The organism is Delftia sp. ZNC0008 (genome assembly GCF_000799035.1).
Classification (GTDB): domain Bacteria; phylum Pseudomonadota; class Gammaproteobacteria; order Burkholderiales; family Burkholderiaceae_C; genus Comamonas; species Comamonas tsuruhatensis.
This window is the reverse complement of record NZ_JTKZ01000888.1, coordinates 1-15,178: the sequence shown is the minus strand read 5'-3', so window position 1 is coordinate 15,178 and position 15,178 is coordinate 1. Positions and strand designations below refer to the sequence as shown.

Here is a 15,178-nt window from a genome sequence, read left to right as displayed (position 1 = left end):
GTTGTGGCTGATGCCGTCGGCGCAGGGCACGAAGATCATGGCGGCAGGCGCCACGCGCGCCAGGTAGACAGCATCGTGGCCCGCGCCGCTGACCACGTCCATGGCGCTGTAGCCCAGGTCGGCCGCATTGGCGCGCACGGCCTCCACCAGGTGCGGCGTGAAGGGCTGGGGCGGGAAGTAGACGACCTGCTCCACGCCAACGGTCACGCCATGCGCGGCCGCAATGCGCTCGCAGGCCGCGCGCAGTGCGGCATCCATGTCCAGCAACTGGCCGTCGTCCGGCGCGCGCAGGTCCACGCTGAGCTTGACGCCGCCCGGGATCACGTTGCGCGAGTTGGGAAACACCTCCAGCGATCCCACGGTGCCGCGCGCATGCGGCAGGCGGTCCAGGGCGATGCGGTTGACCTCGGCCACGAGGTCGCTGGCGGCCAGCAGGGCGTCGCGGCGCAGCTCCATGGGCGTGGGGCCGGCATGGGCCTCCATGCCCTGCACGCTGACGTCGTACCAGCGCTGGCCCAGCGCGGCGCTGACCACGCCGATCACGCGTTCATGGTTTTCCAGCACCGGGCCCTGCTCGATATGGGCCTCGAAATATGCGCCCACCGCAGGCGCCGGGCCGGCCGGCCCGGCATAGCCGATGGCGCGCAGCGCCTCGTCCACGCTCACGCCCTGGGCATCGCGCTGGGCCAGCGCATGCTCCAGCGTGAAGGCATTGACGAACACGCCCGAGCCCATCATCACGGGCACGAAGCGCGAGCCTTCCTCGTTGGTCCACACGGCCACTTCCAACGGGGCGCGCGTGCGCACGCCGCCATCGCCCAGCGTGCGCAGCACCTCCAGCCCGGCCAGCACGCCGTAGTTGCCGTCGAACTTGCCGCCCGTGGGCTGGGTGTCGATGTGGCTGCCCGTCATCACGGGCGGCAGCGCATCGTCCAGGCCTGCGCGGCGCGCGAAGATGTTGCCGATGGCATCGACGCGGATGCTGCAGCCGGCCTCGCGCGCCCACTGCACGAAGAGATCGCGCCCCTGGCGGTCCAGGTCCGTCAGCGCCAGGCGGCACACGCCGCCCTTGGGTGTGGCGCCTATGCGCGCCAGGTCCATCAGCGATTGCCACAGGCGGGCGCCGTCGGTGCGCAGCCCGGCCGCAACGGCGGCGGCTGCAAGAGGGGTACTGAGATCCATGAATGACTCCTGGGAATGCGAAAGGCGGTGGATCAGGCGATCCCTACACCGAGATACCGGTCCTTGATGGCGTCATCGGCCAGGAAAGCGGCATTGCCTGCCTCGTGCGCAATCGCACCCTGTTCGATGATGTAGTGGCGGTCGGCCAGCTGGGTGCAGACCTCCAGGTTCTGCTCCACCAGCAAGATCGCCACGCCAGCGGCCTTGATGGTCTTGATCTGGGCCACGATCTCCTCCACGATCACGGGCGCCAGGCCCTCGACGGGCTCGTCCAGCATGAGCAGGCGCGGCGCGTTCATCAGGGCGCGGCCTATGGCCAGCATCTGCTGCTCGCCGCCCGACAGCTGGCCGCCGCCGTTGCCGCGCCGCTCCTTGAGGCGCGGGAAGATGCGGTAGATGTCGGCCAGTTGCCAGGGCGAGCGCTTGCGCTGGCCCAGCATCAGGTTCTCCTCCACCGTGAGCAGCTTGAAGATGCCGCGGTGCTCGGGCACCAGGCAGATGCCGCGCTGGGCCACCTGGTGCGTGGCCAGCCGGTGCACGGGCTCGCCGCCGAAGCGGATCTGCCCCTGCGAGGGCTGCATCACGCCTGCGATGGACTTGAGCGTGGTGGTCTTGCCCGCGCCGTTGCGGCCCAGCAGCGTGACCAGCTCGCCGTCCTGCACCTGCAGCGACACGCCCTGCAGCACATGGCTCTTGCCGTAGTGGGCGTGTATGCCCTCGACCGAAAGCAGGGGACCGCTCATGCCTTTCCTCCCGTGATCATGTTGCCCAGATAGGCGCTGCGCACACGCTCGTCGGCGCGGATCTCGTGGGGCAGGCCTTCGGCCAGCACACGGCCCTGCTGCATGACGGTGATGGTGTCGGAGATGTCCATGACGATGTTCATGTTGTGCTCGATGAGCACCACGGTGTGCTCATCCCTGAGGCCCTGGATCAGGCGCTTCATCTCGTCCAGGTCATCGATGCCCATGCCCGAGGTCGGCTCGTCCAGGAAGATGGCCTTGGGCCGCGCGGCCAGGGCCATGCCCACCTCCAGCCGCCGCTGCTGGCCGTGCGAGAGGTTGCCGGCCGGCGTGTCCGCATGGCGCTCCAGGCCCAGGCGCGAGAGCACGCTGGCCACGGTGTCGGCCAGGGCGCGAGCACCCACGGGCGCGTTCCAGCAGTCCAGCGCCCTGGCGGGCGCCACGCCCTGGGCGGCCAGGCGCAGGTTCTCGCGCACGGGCAGGGTCAGGAACAGGCTGGTGACCTGAAAGGACCGTGCCATGCCACGCCGCACGCGGCGGTGGTCGGGCTCGCGCGTCACGTCGTGGCCGTCGAAGACGATGCGCCCGCCGCTCACGCTCTTGGTGCCCGTGAGCATGTGGAACAGGGTGGTCTTGCCCGCGCCGTTGGGGCCGATCACCGAGTGCACGGTGTGGGCGCGGACCTTGAGGTCCACGCCGCCCAGGGCGACGAACTTGTCATAGCGCTTCTCGACGCCCACGGCCTCGAGCAGGATGGGAGATGCTGTGGCGCTCATGCCTGGCCTCCTTTGGTTTCTGCAGCGGCCGCCTCGGCATCTGCCGGCCCTTTGCGGCGCACCAGGGCCCACAGGCTCTCGCCCAGGCCCCACAGGCCGCGCTGCAGGCCCAGGCTCACGATCATCAGCACCACGCCCAGCAGCAGCAGCCAGCGCGGCCACAGCGTGGACAGCCAGTCGCCCAGCAGCACATAGAAGGCCGCGCCCAGCACCGAGGCCAGCAGGTTGCCCGTGCCGCCGATCACGGTCATCACCAGGATCATTTCGCTGGTGTGGTACTCGGCGTTGGACAGCGGGGCGATGCCCGTCATCATGGCGTGCAGCGCGCCGGCCAGGCCCGTGACCGCGCCCGAGATCACGAAGGCCTGCAGCTTCAGCAGCCTCAGGTCGTAGCCCACGGCGGCGGCGCGCTCCTCGTTGTCGCGCACGGCCAGCAGCGTGCGGCCGAACATGGAGTCGCAGACGCGGCGCAGCAGCCAGAACACCACCAGAAAGAGCACGGCCACAAAGCCGTAGTACTGCCAGGGCGTGGCCAGCGGCCACAGCGTCTGGCCGGCCACCGCGAGGGCGGGGCGGGGCACATCGAGCAGGCCGTTGTCGCCGCCGGTGATGTCCGTGGCCGAGTAGGCGATGAAGTAGAACATCTGCGCAAACGCCAGGGTGAGCATCACGAAATAGGTGCCGCGCTGGCGTATGGCCACCCAGCCGACGATGGCCGCGCCCACGGCGCCCATGGCGGTGGCGGCCAGCAGGGCCAGCGGCATGGGCAGGGGCCAGCGTGTCAGCAGCAGGGCGATGGTGTAGCTGCCCAGCCCGAAGAAGATGCCCTGCCCGAAGGACAGCAGCCCCGTGTAGCCCAGCAGCAGATTGCAGCCCATGGCCGCGAGGCCGAAGATCAGCACTTCGCTGGCCAGCGAGCCCGACTGCATGCACAGCGGCATGGCCACCACGATGGCCAGCGCGAGAAGGAGATGGGAATGCCTGGTCATGGTCTTCATCCTTTGCGGCCCAGCAGGCCATGGGGTCGCAGCAGCAGCACGGCGGCCATGGCCACGTAGATCATCAGGCGCGCGCCCTCGGGCCACAGCGTGCTCATCACGCTTTGCACGATGCCGATCAGCAGGCCGCCGACCAGTGCGCCGCCGAAGCTGCCCAGCCCGCCCACGACCACGATCACGAAGGCCACGCCCAGCGCCTCCACGCCCATGAAGGGCTCTGCGCCGCGTATGGGCGCGGCCAGCACGCCGGCCAGCGCCGCCGTGGCTGCGCCCAGCGCGAACACCAGGCTGAAGATGCGCAGCACGTTCACGCCCAGCAGGGACACCATCTCGGTCGATTCGCTGCCCGCGCGCACCGCGCTGCCCAGCCGCGTGCCTTCCAGCAGCCACCACAGCAGCACGGCCAGCACGGCGGTGAAGCCGATCACGAACAGCCGGTACTTGGGATAGACGAAGCTGCCCCACATCACCACGCCCTGCAGCAGATCGGGCACGGCCACGCTGTCGCCCAGCGGGCCCCATTGCACGATCACCAGCTCCTGCACCACCAGGGCCAGGCCCACGGTGACGATGATGTGGAACTCATGCGCCTTGGCATACACATGGCGCAGCATGAGCTTTTCCACCAGCCAGCCCAGCGCGCCCACGGCCAGCGGCACCACGACCAGGGACAGCCAGAAGCTCATGCCCCAGCGCGTCATTTGGTAGCAGAAATAGGCGCCCAGCAGGTAGAAGGCACCGTGCGCGAAATTCACGAAACGCAGCAGGCCGAAAACGATGGACAGGCCCACGGCCAACAGGAAATACAGCATGCCTATGCCGATCCCGTTGATGGTCTGAAGCAGATAGATGCTCATACAGGGTCCGAAACGATGGACGAAGGAGGCGGCGCGGAATGCGCGATGGTTTGAACCTCGTGCGACACAGGGCTGAGCCCTTGAACTGGCACGGCCCAACTCAGGGACACCGAGCAAGGGCCGCCCCGCCGCGAGGGTGTCGTCCCCCTCCCGAAGGAGAGGGGGAAGGCGCGCAGCGCCTCAGGGGGTGCCTTCCATCTCAAACCAGCTTGCAGCCGGTCTGGTCTACGGGCAGGAAGGACTTGCCGGAGCTGACCACATCCACGTAGTCGTCCTTGTTCTTCATCTTGGACTTGGCCTTGCCCTTGAGCAGGTAGTAGTTCTTGAGCACCTGGTGGTCTGCCTTGCGCACCTCTTCCTCGCCCGTCAGGCCCTGGTACTTCATGCCTTCCAGCGCGGCGACCACGGCCTTGGGGTCGACCGTGCCGGCCTTGACGATGGCATCGATCATCAGCTTGGTGCAGATGTAGTGGCCGGCCAGGCTGTAGTTGGGATTGGCCTTGAACTTGTCGTTGCAGCGCTGCACCAGATCACGGTTGAGCGGCGTGTCCACCGTGTGCCAGTACTGGGCGCCGAAGTACACGCCGTCGCACAGGTCAGCGCCCAGCGACTCGAACTGCTCCAGCCCTGAGGCCCAGGCGATCAGGATGGTCATGTTCTTGTTCATGCCGAAGCTGATGGCCTGGCGCAGCGTGTCCGAGGACTGGGCGCCGAAGTTCAGCAGCAGCAGCACGTCGGGCTTGGCGGCCACGGCATTGGTCAGGTAGCCGCTGAACTCCTTTTCGGTCAGCGAGTGGTAACTGTTGCCCACATGCTCGATGCCCTTTTCCTTGAAGATGTTCTTGGCCGCCGTGAGCAGGCCGTCGCCGAACACGTACTGCGGCGTGATGGTGTACCAGCGCTTGGCCTTGGGCAGGGATTCGATCAGCGGGCGCACGGTCTGCTCGATGGCGCCGAAGGTGGGTGCCGACCAGCGGAAGGTGGCGCTGTTGCAGTCCTTGCCCGTGATCTCGTCTGCGCCTGCGGTGGTGATGAAGATGCCGCCGGCCTTCTCGGCCTCCTTGCCCATGGCCAGCGCCTCCGACGACAGGATGCCGCCTGCGAAAAAGCGCGTGCCCTGCTGCTGCGAAGACTCCTGCAGCTTGCGCACGGCCGTGGCGGGCTTGCCCTCGGTGTCCAGCACGGTGTAGGCCAGCGGGCGGCCCAGCGCCTTGCCGTATTGCTCTATGGCCAGCTTCATGCCCAGGTCCGCGTACTTGCCGTTGGCCGCGAAGGCGCCCGACATGGGCACGGGGCAGGCGAACTGGATGCTGTCCTTGGACTGCGCCCAGACGCTGCGGCCCAGGCCCAGCGATGCGGGCAATGCGCCCAGTGCCGAGAGTTGCAGGAGGTGACGACGTTGCATGGGATCTCCGTGATGGGGACTGAAGGCGCTGCGGCCCGGGTACGCTTTTCAGAGCAAGTTGCATGCCAGTCGAAACGGGTGCGTGCAGGCTCCTTGATTCATATTTATAGTGATAAATAGAAGGAATAGGGCGCGTGCTAACCCTAGGCGCAAACGCCCACGCGCCATGGCGGTGCATACTGCACCAAACCCGTATGCAGACTGGGCGCGGACACGATCCGGTGCCCTTCCGGAGAACACAACAATGGCTACACCCAAGTCGGCCCCCCTGGCGATCCGGCAGCTCAAGCGCCCGGATCTGGTGGCCCAGGAGATCAAGCGCCTGATCACCGAAAAGAACCTCAGCCCCGGCGACCGCCTGCCGCGCGAAAGCGAGCTGCAGGCCCAGTTCCAGGTCAGCAAGGGAACGATCCGCGAGGCTCTCAAGTCGCTGGAAGTGCAGGGGCTGATCACCATCTCCACCGGCCCTTCGGGCGGTGGCACGGTCGTCGAGGTGCCGCTGGACCGCACGCTGCAGTTCATGCAGAACTACCTGTTCTTCCAGGAGGTGACCATCGACGACATCTACACGGTGCGCCAGATGCTGGAGCCCGAGCTGGCGGCAGGCGCCGTGCCCCATCTGACCGAGGCCGATTTCGAGGCCCTGGAGCACAGCATCGCCTGCTGCGATCCCACGCAAAGCAGCGACGACCTGGTGAGCCAGCGGCGCGAGGACGTGAACTTCCACGACATCCTGGCGGCCGCCAACCCCAACCCGTTCCTGCGCTTCACCTGCGAGCTGATCAACGAGATGATCCGCCAGCTCATCGTCTTCGCCAACCGTACTCCGCAGGCCGAGCACCGGCGCTTCGGCGAGGCCAATGCGCAGTTCCACCGCAGCATCGTGCAGGCCGCGCGCGAGCGCGATGCTGCGAAGGTGCGCGCATTGATGCAGGAGCACATGCGCGATGCGGCCAGCAGCGTCAAGCGCATGAAGGGCCGCATCCAGGGCCGGCTCATCCTCGATGCCGACAGCCTGCGCAGCCCGCGTCCGCGACGCGCCGTGCAGCCGGTGGAAAAGGCCGCGGCGACAGCGCCAGGGACTGCGTCAAAAACAACGGCAAGGGCGAGCGCAAGGGCCACCGCGAAGGCCCCGGCAAAGGCCCCCGCAAAAACCATCCCAAAGGCTTCCGCAAAGACGGCTGCGAAGGCTCCGGCAAAGTCGCCTGCAAAGGCCACGTCCGCGCGTCCCGCTGCCGCACGCAAGCGCGCGGCCTCCTGAGCTGTCCCGCACCGGTCATCGGCGCCCCACGCCACGCGTTTCGCGCTGCCCGCTGCTGGTATGCTGCCGCGCGCTTGGCCTTCACGCATCCCCCTCACGAGACAACAGCATGAGACAAACCCCTTTCGCATCCTCCCGCACCCCGGTGCGCCGCGCAGCCCTGTGGCACGCCCTGGCCGGCGGCCTGGCGCTGGCGGCCACGCTGGCGGCGCCCCTCGCCCATGCCCAGGGCGCAGGCAGCTATCCGTCCAAGACCATTCGCCTGGTCGTGCCCTTCGCACCCGGTGGCTCCACCGACATCCTGGGCCGCCTGCTGGCGCAAAAGCTGGGCGAGAGCATGCACACCACGGTGGTGGTGGACAACAAGCCCGGTGCCAACGGCACCATCGGCTGCGACCTGGTGGCCAAGGCGCCGGCCGACGGCTACACCGTGGTGCTGGGCGACGTGGGCTGCATGGCCATGGCCAAGGGCCTGTATACCAAGCTGCCCTATGACCCGCTGCGCGACTTCGCGCCCATCAGCCTGGTGGCGCGCAGCCCGCTGGTGCTCACCGTGGGCGCGCAAAGCCCGTTCCACTCGCTCAAGGAGCTGACGGCGGCGGCCCAGGCCCAGCCCGGCAAGCTCAACTACCCCTCGTCGGGCACGGGCGGACCCAACCATCTGGGCGCCGAGCTGTATGCCATGCAGGCCAAGGTCAAGATCGGCCACGTGCCCTACAAGGGCAGCGCGCCTTCGGTGGTGTCGCTGGCCGCCGGCGAGACCGACTTCGGCTTTCTCACGGCCGTGACCATTGCCGCGCAGCTCAAGGCCGGCAAGGTGCGCGCGCTGGCCGTGGCCCACAACGAACGCCTGCAGTCCATGCCCGACGTGCCCACCATGTCGGAGGCCGGCCTCAAGGACTTCACGGCCGATGCCTGGTTCCTCGCGGCCGTGCCCGCAGGCACGCCCAAGCCCATCGTGGACCGGCTCTACGCCGAGATCGCCAAGGCCCTGCCCGCGCCCGAGGTCAAGGAAAAGCTGGACGCCATGGGCGTGCTGCCCTCGGGCCTCAAGCCCGATGCCTCGGCCCAGTTCCTGCGCGTGGAAGTGGACAAGTGGCGCGATGTGATCAAGAACGCGGGCATCACGCTGGACTGATTTCGCAGCCTTGCCGTTGCCATGCAAAAAAGCCCCTGTGGCCTCACGGCCCAGGGGCTTTTCTCATGTGCCGGAGATGCTCAGTTCGTTTCGGTCAGGGCATCGCCCAGGGCGCTGACCAGCCGCTCGATCTCGGCCTTCTCGCTGATGAAGGGCGGTGCGATCTGGATGGTGTCGCCGCCGTAGCGCACGTAAAAGCCCTTGTCCCAGCACTTCATGGCGATCTCGTAGGGACGGCGGGCCGGCTCGCCGGGCAGCGACTCGATGGTGAAGCCCGCAGCCAGGCCGAAGTTGCGGATGTCGGCCACATGCTTTGCTCCCTTGAGGCTGTGCACGGCCTGCTCGAAGAACGGGGCCAGCGCGCGCACGCGGCCCGGGCCGTCCTCGCGCTGCAGCAGGTCCAGCGCGGCCACGCCCGCCGCGCAGGCAATGGGGTGGGCCGAGTAGGTATAGCCGTGCGGGAACTCCAGCATGTACTCGGGGCCGCCCGCTGCCATGAAGGTGTCGTAGATCTCCTTGCTGGCCACCACGGCGCCCAGGGGCTGGGCGCCATTGGTCACCTGCTTGGCGATGTTCATGATGTCGGGCGTGACGCCGAAGGCCTCGGCTCCCGTCATGGCGCCGCAGCGGCCAAAGCCCGTGATGACCTCGTCGAAGATCAGCAGGATGTTGTTCTGCGTGCAGATCTCGCGCAGGCGCTGCAGGTAGCCGGCCGGCGGAATCACCACGCCGGCCGAGCCCGAGAAGGGCTCGACGATGACGGCTGCGATGTTGCTGGCGTCATGCAGGGCGATCAGGTCCAGCAGCCGGTCGGCCAGCGCGCGGCCATCGGTGGCAGGCATGCCTTTGTGGAAGGACCCCAGCGCCGGCTGCGTGTGCGGCAGGTGGTCGGCCTCCACGCCCTGGCCGAAGGTCTTGCGGTTGCCCACCATGCCGCCGACCGAGATGCCGCCGAAGTTCACGCCGTGGTAGCCCTTCTCGCGCCCGATCAGCCGGGTCTTGCCGCCCTGGCCCTTGGCGCGCCAGTAGGCGCGTGCCATCTTCAGCGCCGTGTCGGCGGCTTCCGAGCCCGAGCCCGTGAAGAACACATGGTCCAGGCCTGCGGGCGTCAGCTCCTTGATCTTGTTGGCCAGCGCGAACGAGGCCGGGTGGCCGAACTGGAAGGCCGGCGCATAGTCCAGCTGCTGGGCCGCGCGGCCGATGGCTTCGGCGATCTCGCGGCGGCCATGGCCCAGGCCCGAGCACCACAGGCCCGACAGGCCGTCGAAGATCTTGCGGCCGTCGGCATCGGTGTAGTAGGCGCCCTGGGCGCTGGTGATCATGCGCGGGCGCGCCTTGAACTCGCGGTTGCCGGTGAAGGGCATCCAGTGGGCCTCGAGCCAGGCGGCATCGGTGCGCGTGGCGGGGGCGGCGCTTTGTTCGGTGGGAACCAGGGTCATGGCGATCTCCTCGAGCCTAGGGAAGAAATGTGGATCGGCCCATTGTGAGCGCGCTGTTTGATTTCGCGAAGAGCACGATATCGAGGTTTACTTGCATATTTCTGCAAGTGATCAAGCGCCTGCCGGTCGCTGCATGGCGTGCGCGCATTGGGGGAATCCGTCGCCACTGCCGCCCCGTGGCTCCCCTATAGTGGCTCCCCTGTAGCGGTGGCCATGTCCGGCAAGCACACCGGGAGGCGAATGGCGATGGCGGAATTTTCTCTGGATACCCCTGCGAGCCGCCGGGCACGCGATGGCCGTGCGCGCGCGGCGCTGGGCCAGCTGGGCGACATGGATCTGCGCCTGCTGCGCGTGTTCAAGGCCGTGGTCGAGTGCGGCGGCATGTCGGCTGCCGAGCTGGAGCTGAACATCGGCAGCTCCACGCTGAGCCGCCACATGAAGGACCTGGAAGAGCGCCTGGGCCTGACGCTGTGCCGGCGCGGGCGCGCCGGCTTCGCACTCACGCCCGAAGGCCACCGCATCTACGAGGCCACGCTGCAGCTGCTGGGCGGCGTGGAGGGGTTTCTGGGCCAGGTGGACGACATCCATGGCCGGCTGGCCGGCACGCTGGACGTGGCGCTGTTCGACAAGACCGTGGGCAATCCGCAGTCACGCATTCCCGAGGCGATAGGCCTGCTGCACGATCAGGCGCCGCAACTGCACCTGCGGCTGCACGTGGCCTCGATACAGGCCATCGAGCGCGGACTGATGGAGGGGCGCTGGCAGGTGGGCGTGCTGCCCTCTGCACCCAGTTCGGGCGCGCTGGACAGCGCCCGGCTGTTTGGCGAGCGCATGCAGCTGTACTGCGCTCCCGGCCATCCGCTGCATGGCGCCGACCATGGCGGGCTGGACTGGGACAGCCTGGGCGCACATGCCTTTGCAGGCCTGGGCTACCAGTCGCCCAACATGGCGCTCAGCCACCAGGCCGGCCTGCAGCGCCAGGCCACCGGTTTTGACCAGGAGGCCATTGCCATGCTGGTGCGATCGGGCCGCTACCTGGGCTTTCTGCCCGACCACTATGCACAGGCCATGGAGGGCCAGGGTCTGCTGCAGGCCGTGGCCCCCCACCGGTTCTTCTATCTCTGTGATTTCTTCGCGGTCTGGCGCAGTGCCGTGGTGCCTGGGCGTGCAGCCCGTGTGTTCATCGACGCGCTGCTGGGCGTGCACCGTGAATGAACGGCTTTGCCACAGCCTTGGCAAGAGGAAAATCACAGGTTTGCGAAGAGGCTATACACAGCTTTTCACACAGCTTGTGCACATATTTTCCAGCGTATGCGCTTGACAATGTTTGGCATTGTGACCGGCGCCGGGGCTTCAGTCCGCCCCGATGCGGTCGAAAGGCATGTATGGATTCCGTGCCGGCCATGGGCCGCACGGGCAGCGCCTTGATACCAACGATTTCGCATTTCCCGGGTTCTTGCACCATGCGCCGCCATGTCCACCTCTCTTGCCGCCACGGCAGGGCCGGGTTTCAGCCCGTGCCGCCATCGACCATCCTTGCCAGGGTTTCGGTCAGCCAATTGCCGAATGAGGCGTCCGCGCTGAAAGACCGCAGGGGCGTGGGCATGTTCGTGCTCCTGGCGGGTTCAGGCCGCAGCCGCAGTGGCTGCTGCGGGCGGCGCCATGCCGGCGCCCGCGTCGGCACGGCGGCGCAGGCTGCGCTCCCACAGCTTTTCATGGAAGAAGAAGGCCACGGCCTGCACCGTGGGCTCCAGCAGGCTGAGCGTCAGCGCGGCCCAGAGATTGCGGGTCACGGCATAGGCCACGGCCGCTGCCACGGTGACATGGATGACGTAGTAGCTGGCAGTCTTCAACAGCGTGCGGCGGTGGTGGTGAAGGGTCTGGCGGATGCGGCTCATGGGGCTCTCCTCGGGATGAGACTCCATGCTAGGTGCGTGAAATAGTTATGGCCAATCGAAAATGATCATCAAAGTTATAAAAACTATCGATGGCCGGCGGTTGCGTGCTGCGGCCTTGTGCCATGCCGGGGGCGCGCCATGAGCTGGGACCAGATTTTCGTGCTCGGCTGGGCGCCGCATCCGCAGTGGTTCCAGTGGCTGCATCCGGGCCTGGTGACGCTGTCGGTGCTGGTGGCCGTGGCCACGTCGGTGATGGCCATGCAGATTGCCGGGCTGGCGCGCGATGCCGCGTCGCCGCGCATACGCCGCGTGGGCGTGCTCACGGGCGCCTTCTGCCTGGGCGCGGGCATCTGGGCCATGCACTTCATCGGCATGCTGGCCTTCGTGCCCTGCACCTTTGGCGACTACGACCCCTGGATCACCACGCTGTCCATGCTGCCCAGCATGCTGGCGTCCTGGCTGGCGCTGACGCTGATGGTGCGGCCGCAGCTGTCCACGCAGGCGCTGGTGGGCGGCGGCGTGCTCATGGGGCTGGGCATTGGCTCCATGCACTACATCGGCATGGCGGCGGCCCAGACCTGGACCTCGATGCTCTACGACCCCTGGGGCGTGCTGCTGTCGGTGATCGTGGCGGCAGGCATGGCCATGCTGTCGCTGTGGGTGCGCTTCAGGCTGGGCAACACGGGCCGGCTGTGGCCCACGCTGGTGGCCGGCATCGTCATGGGCTTGGCCATTTCCTGCATGCACTATGCGGGCCTGTATGCACTGCGCCTCAAGCCCGAGATCGATGTGCTGGCGCAGGTGGAGTCGCCCACGCATGCGCTGCTGGTGTTCTCCATCGTCGGCATGGTGGTGCTGATCTTCGGTCTGGTGTTCGCGGTCAACATGACGCTGCGTTACCGCCAGATCTACCGCCAGGTGCAGCGCAGCGAATCGCGCCTGCGCGCCGTGGTGGAGACGGCAGTGGACGGCATCGTGATGATCAACGGGCGCGGCAGCATCGTGTCGTTCAACGGCGCGGCCGAGCGGCTGCTGGGCTGGACGGCGCAGGAGGTGGTGGGCCGCAGCGCCAGCCTGCTCATGCCCGCGTCGGGCTGCGATGGCGATGGCGGCTCGCTGCAAAAGCATCTGGCCACGGGCTTTGCGGGCCTGCTGGGCTCCAGCCGCGATATCAACGCCATGCACAAGGACGGCACGCAGATCGCCGTGCGCCTGGCCGTGGGCCGGGTGGCGATTGCCGGCGATCCGCTGTACGTGGGCTTTGTGACCGATATCCGCGAGCGCCGCCAGATGCTGCAGTCGCTGCGCCGCAGCGAGGAGCAGTACCGCACCCTGATCAACAACGTGCCCGGCACCACGTTCCGCTGCCTGTACGACGGCAAATGGACGCCGCTGCTGCTCAGCCGCTCCATCGAGGAGTTGACGGGCTGGACCGAGCAGGATTTCACCGATGGCCTCACGGGCTGGGACCGGCTCATCCACGCCGAGGACCGCGACCGGCTGGAGGCTGCGGTGGCGCATTCTCTGGCGCGGCGCCAGACCTACAACGCCGACTACCGCCTGCTGCACCGCGACGGCAGCACGCGCTGGGTGTCCGAGACCGGGCGCGGCGTCTTCAACGAACAGGACGAACTGACCTGGATCGACGGCGTGATCATGGATCAGACGGCGGCGCGCGCGCGCAATGCCGAGTTCGAGGGCACGGTGCGCGCCATCGACCTGTCGCTGGCCACCATCGAGTACGACCTGCGCGGCCATGTGCTGCGCGCCAACCGCAATTTCCTGGACCTGTTCGGCTACCGGCTCGACGAGGTCGCGGGCCGCCACCACGGCATGTTCTGCGAGCCCGGCTATGCGCATTCGCCCGAGCATGTGCAGTTCTGGCGCCGCCTGGCCGAGGGCGAGTTCCAGGCCGGCGAGTTCCTGCGCTGCGGGCACGAGGGGCGGCGCATCTGGGTGCAGGCCACCTACAACCCCATACGCGGTGCCGACGGCCGGCCCTACAAGATCGTCAAGCTGCTCACCGACATCAGCGCCCAGCGCAAGCTGGCCCAGGAGCTGGTGCTGGCCAAGGAGCATGCCGAAGCCGCGGCCGCCGCGCGCAGCACCTTCCTGGCCAACATGAGCCACGAGATCCGCACGCCCATGAACGCCATCATCGGCTTCACCGAGGCGTTGCGCGAAACCGCGCTGCAGCCCACGCAGGCGCGCTACCTGGACACGGTGCACTACGCGGCGCGCTCCATGCTGCGCCTGCTCAACGACATCCTGGACACGGCCAAGCTCGACAAGGGCGCGGTGGAGCTGGAGATAGAGGACTTCTCGGTGCGCGAGCTGTGCCAGCAGATCCTGGCATCGCTGCGCATCACGGCCGATCGCAAGGGCCTGGACCTGCGCCTGGACTACGACCCGCACACGCCGGCCGCGCTGCGCGGCGACGGCATGCGTGTGCAGCAGATCCTGGTGAACCTGCTGGGCAATGCCGTGAAGTTCACCGAACGCGGCCATGTGCTGCTGCGCGTGCGCTACGAGCAGGGCGTGCTCCAGCTCGATGTGCATGACACGGGCATAGGCATCGCGGCCGAGAAGATCCACCGCATCTTCGACCCCTTTGCCCAGGCCGACGCCTCGACCACGCGGCGTTTCGGCGGCACGGGCCTGGGCACGACCATCTCGCGCCAGCTGGCCGAACTCATGGGCGGCAGCATCCAGCTGCACAGCACGGTGGGCGTGGGCACGGTGTTCGAGGTGCGCCTGCCCCTGCCGGTCGGCGAGAGCCCGCTGTCCGAGCGCGGGGCGGCCAGCCGCGGCCTGCCGCCGCTGCACATCCTGGCCGTGGACGATGTGCCCGAGAACCTGGAGCTGCTGCAGATCAACTTCTCCAGCCAGAACCACCAGATGGTGCTGGCCCACGACGGTGCCGAGGCGCTGCGCTGCGTGCAGGCGCAGGAGCCGCCTTTCGACGTGGTGCTGATGGACCTGCAGATGCCGGGCATGGACGGCCTGGCGGCGGCGCGCGCCATCCGTGTCTGGGAGCGGCAGCTGCAGCGCCGGCCCGTGCCCATCGTCGCGCTGTCGGCCAGCGTGCTGGAGAAGGACCGCAGCGACGCCACCGCCGCCGGCATGGACGGCTTTGCCTCCAAGCCGCTGGACATGGCGCGGCTGCAGGCCGAGATCGCACGCCTGCTGTCGCTGCAGGTGGCGCTCAAGGAGGCCAGGCCGCCCGCGCCCGCCAGCGCCCAGCCGGGGCTGCCTGATGTCACGGTGGACTGGGCCTCGGGCATTGCGCTGTGGGGCCGGGTCGATCCGCTGGTGGCCGCCATTCGGCGTTTCCTCAACGAACAGCTGGACCTGGCCGACCGCCTGCGCCGTGCCCTGCAGCGCCCCGGACCCGAGGCCTTGATCGGCCTGGCGCACCGCGTGCGCGGCGCGGCCGGCAACCTGGGCCTGCAGGCCGTGTACCGGCTGGCATCGCGCCTGG

12 protein-coding genes are annotated in these 15,178 nt (G+C 68.0%); 4 read left to right on the top strand and 8 right to left on the bottom strand.

Going from position 1 to position 15,178, the window contains the following annotated elements; all coding sequences use genetic code 11:
- From L995_RS28610 to L995_RS28585, 6 genes are all read right to left on the bottom strand, one after another.
- On the bottom strand, positions 1–1,182 hold a 1,182-nt coding region (locus L995_RS28610), incomplete at its 3' end, for a Zn-dependent hydrolase (protein WP_231574554.1).
- Positions 1,183–1,214: 32 nt separating this feature from the next.
- A complete protein-coding gene (locus L995_RS28605) occupies positions 1,215–1,925 on the bottom strand; it encodes an ABC transporter ATP-binding protein (protein ID WP_047474767.1) in 711 nt (236 codons plus the stop codon).
- Positions 1,922–2,701, bottom strand: coding sequence for an ABC transporter ATP-binding protein (locus L995_RS28600; protein WP_047474763.1), 780 nt, complete (start codon positions 2,699–2,701; stop codon positions 1,922–1,924). Before L995_RS28600 ends, L995_RS28605 begins: the two co-directional genes overlap by 4 nt.
- Entirely contained in the window at positions 2,698–3,690 is a 993-nt protein-coding gene (locus L995_RS28595; RefSeq protein WP_016447228.1) for a branched-chain amino acid ABC transporter permease, read from the bottom strand. The genes L995_RS28600 and L995_RS28595 overlap by 4 nt, the downstream gene beginning before the upstream one ends.
- A gap of 5 nt (positions 3,691–3,695) precedes the next feature.
- On the bottom strand, positions 3,696–4,556 hold the full coding sequence (locus L995_RS28590; protein ID WP_012207821.1) for a branched-chain amino acid ABC transporter permease: 861 nt from the start codon (positions 4,554–4,556) through the stop codon (positions 3,696–3,698).
- Between the two features lie 199 nt (positions 4,557–4,755).
- Positions 4,756–5,961, bottom strand: a complete 1,206-nt coding sequence (locus L995_RS28585; RefSeq protein ID WP_034365479.1) for an ABC transporter substrate-binding protein — start codon at positions 5,959–5,961, stop codon at positions 4,756–4,758.
- 244 nt (positions 5,962–6,205) lie between these two features.
- On the opposite strand from L995_RS28585, the gene L995_RS28580 reads away from it, so the two are divergent.
- Both L995_RS28580 and L995_RS28575 read left to right on the top strand, forming a co-directional pair.
- The gene (locus L995_RS28580; RefSeq protein WP_047474760.1) at positions 6,206–7,222 is read left to right on the top strand and encodes a FadR/GntR family transcriptional regulator; all 1,017 of its coding nucleotides are present in this window, start codon (positions 6,206–6,208) and stop codon (positions 7,220–7,222) included.
- A 109-nt stretch (positions 7,223–7,331) separates the two neighbouring features.
- Positions 7,332–8,360, top strand: a complete 1,029-nt coding sequence (locus L995_RS28575; RefSeq protein WP_016454212.1) for a Bug family tripartite tricarboxylate transporter substrate binding protein — start codon at positions 7,332–7,334, stop codon at positions 8,358–8,360.
- A gap of 80 nt (positions 8,361–8,440) precedes the next feature.
- Here L995_RS28575 and L995_RS28570 read toward each other — a convergent pair whose 3' ends face one another.
- Positions 8,441–9,799, bottom strand: coding sequence for an aspartate aminotransferase family protein (locus tag L995_RS28570; protein WP_016447223.1), 1,359 nt, complete (start codon positions 9,797–9,799; stop codon positions 8,441–8,443).
- Between the two features lie 246 nt (positions 9,800–10,045).
- Between L995_RS28570 and L995_RS28565 the strand changes: the two genes are divergently transcribed.
- Complete coding sequence (locus L995_RS28565) at positions 10,046–11,014, top strand: LysR family transcriptional regulator (RefSeq protein ID WP_046238008.1); 969 nt, start codon at positions 10,046–10,048, stop codon at positions 11,012–11,014.
- Between the two features lie 410 nt (positions 11,015–11,424).
- Here L995_RS28565 and L995_RS28560 read toward each other — a convergent pair whose 3' ends face one another.
- On the bottom strand, positions 11,425–11,697 hold the full coding sequence (locus L995_RS28560; RefSeq protein ID WP_047474758.1) for a DUF2061 domain-containing protein: 273 nt from the start codon (positions 11,695–11,697) through the stop codon (positions 11,425–11,427).
- A 138-nt stretch (positions 11,698–11,835) separates the two neighbouring features.
- Between L995_RS28560 and L995_RS28555 the strand changes: the two genes are divergently transcribed.
- A partial coding sequence (locus L995_RS28555) for a PAS domain S-box protein (RefSeq protein WP_047474756.1) occupies positions 11,836–15,178 on the top strand: 3,343 nt, incomplete at its 3' end.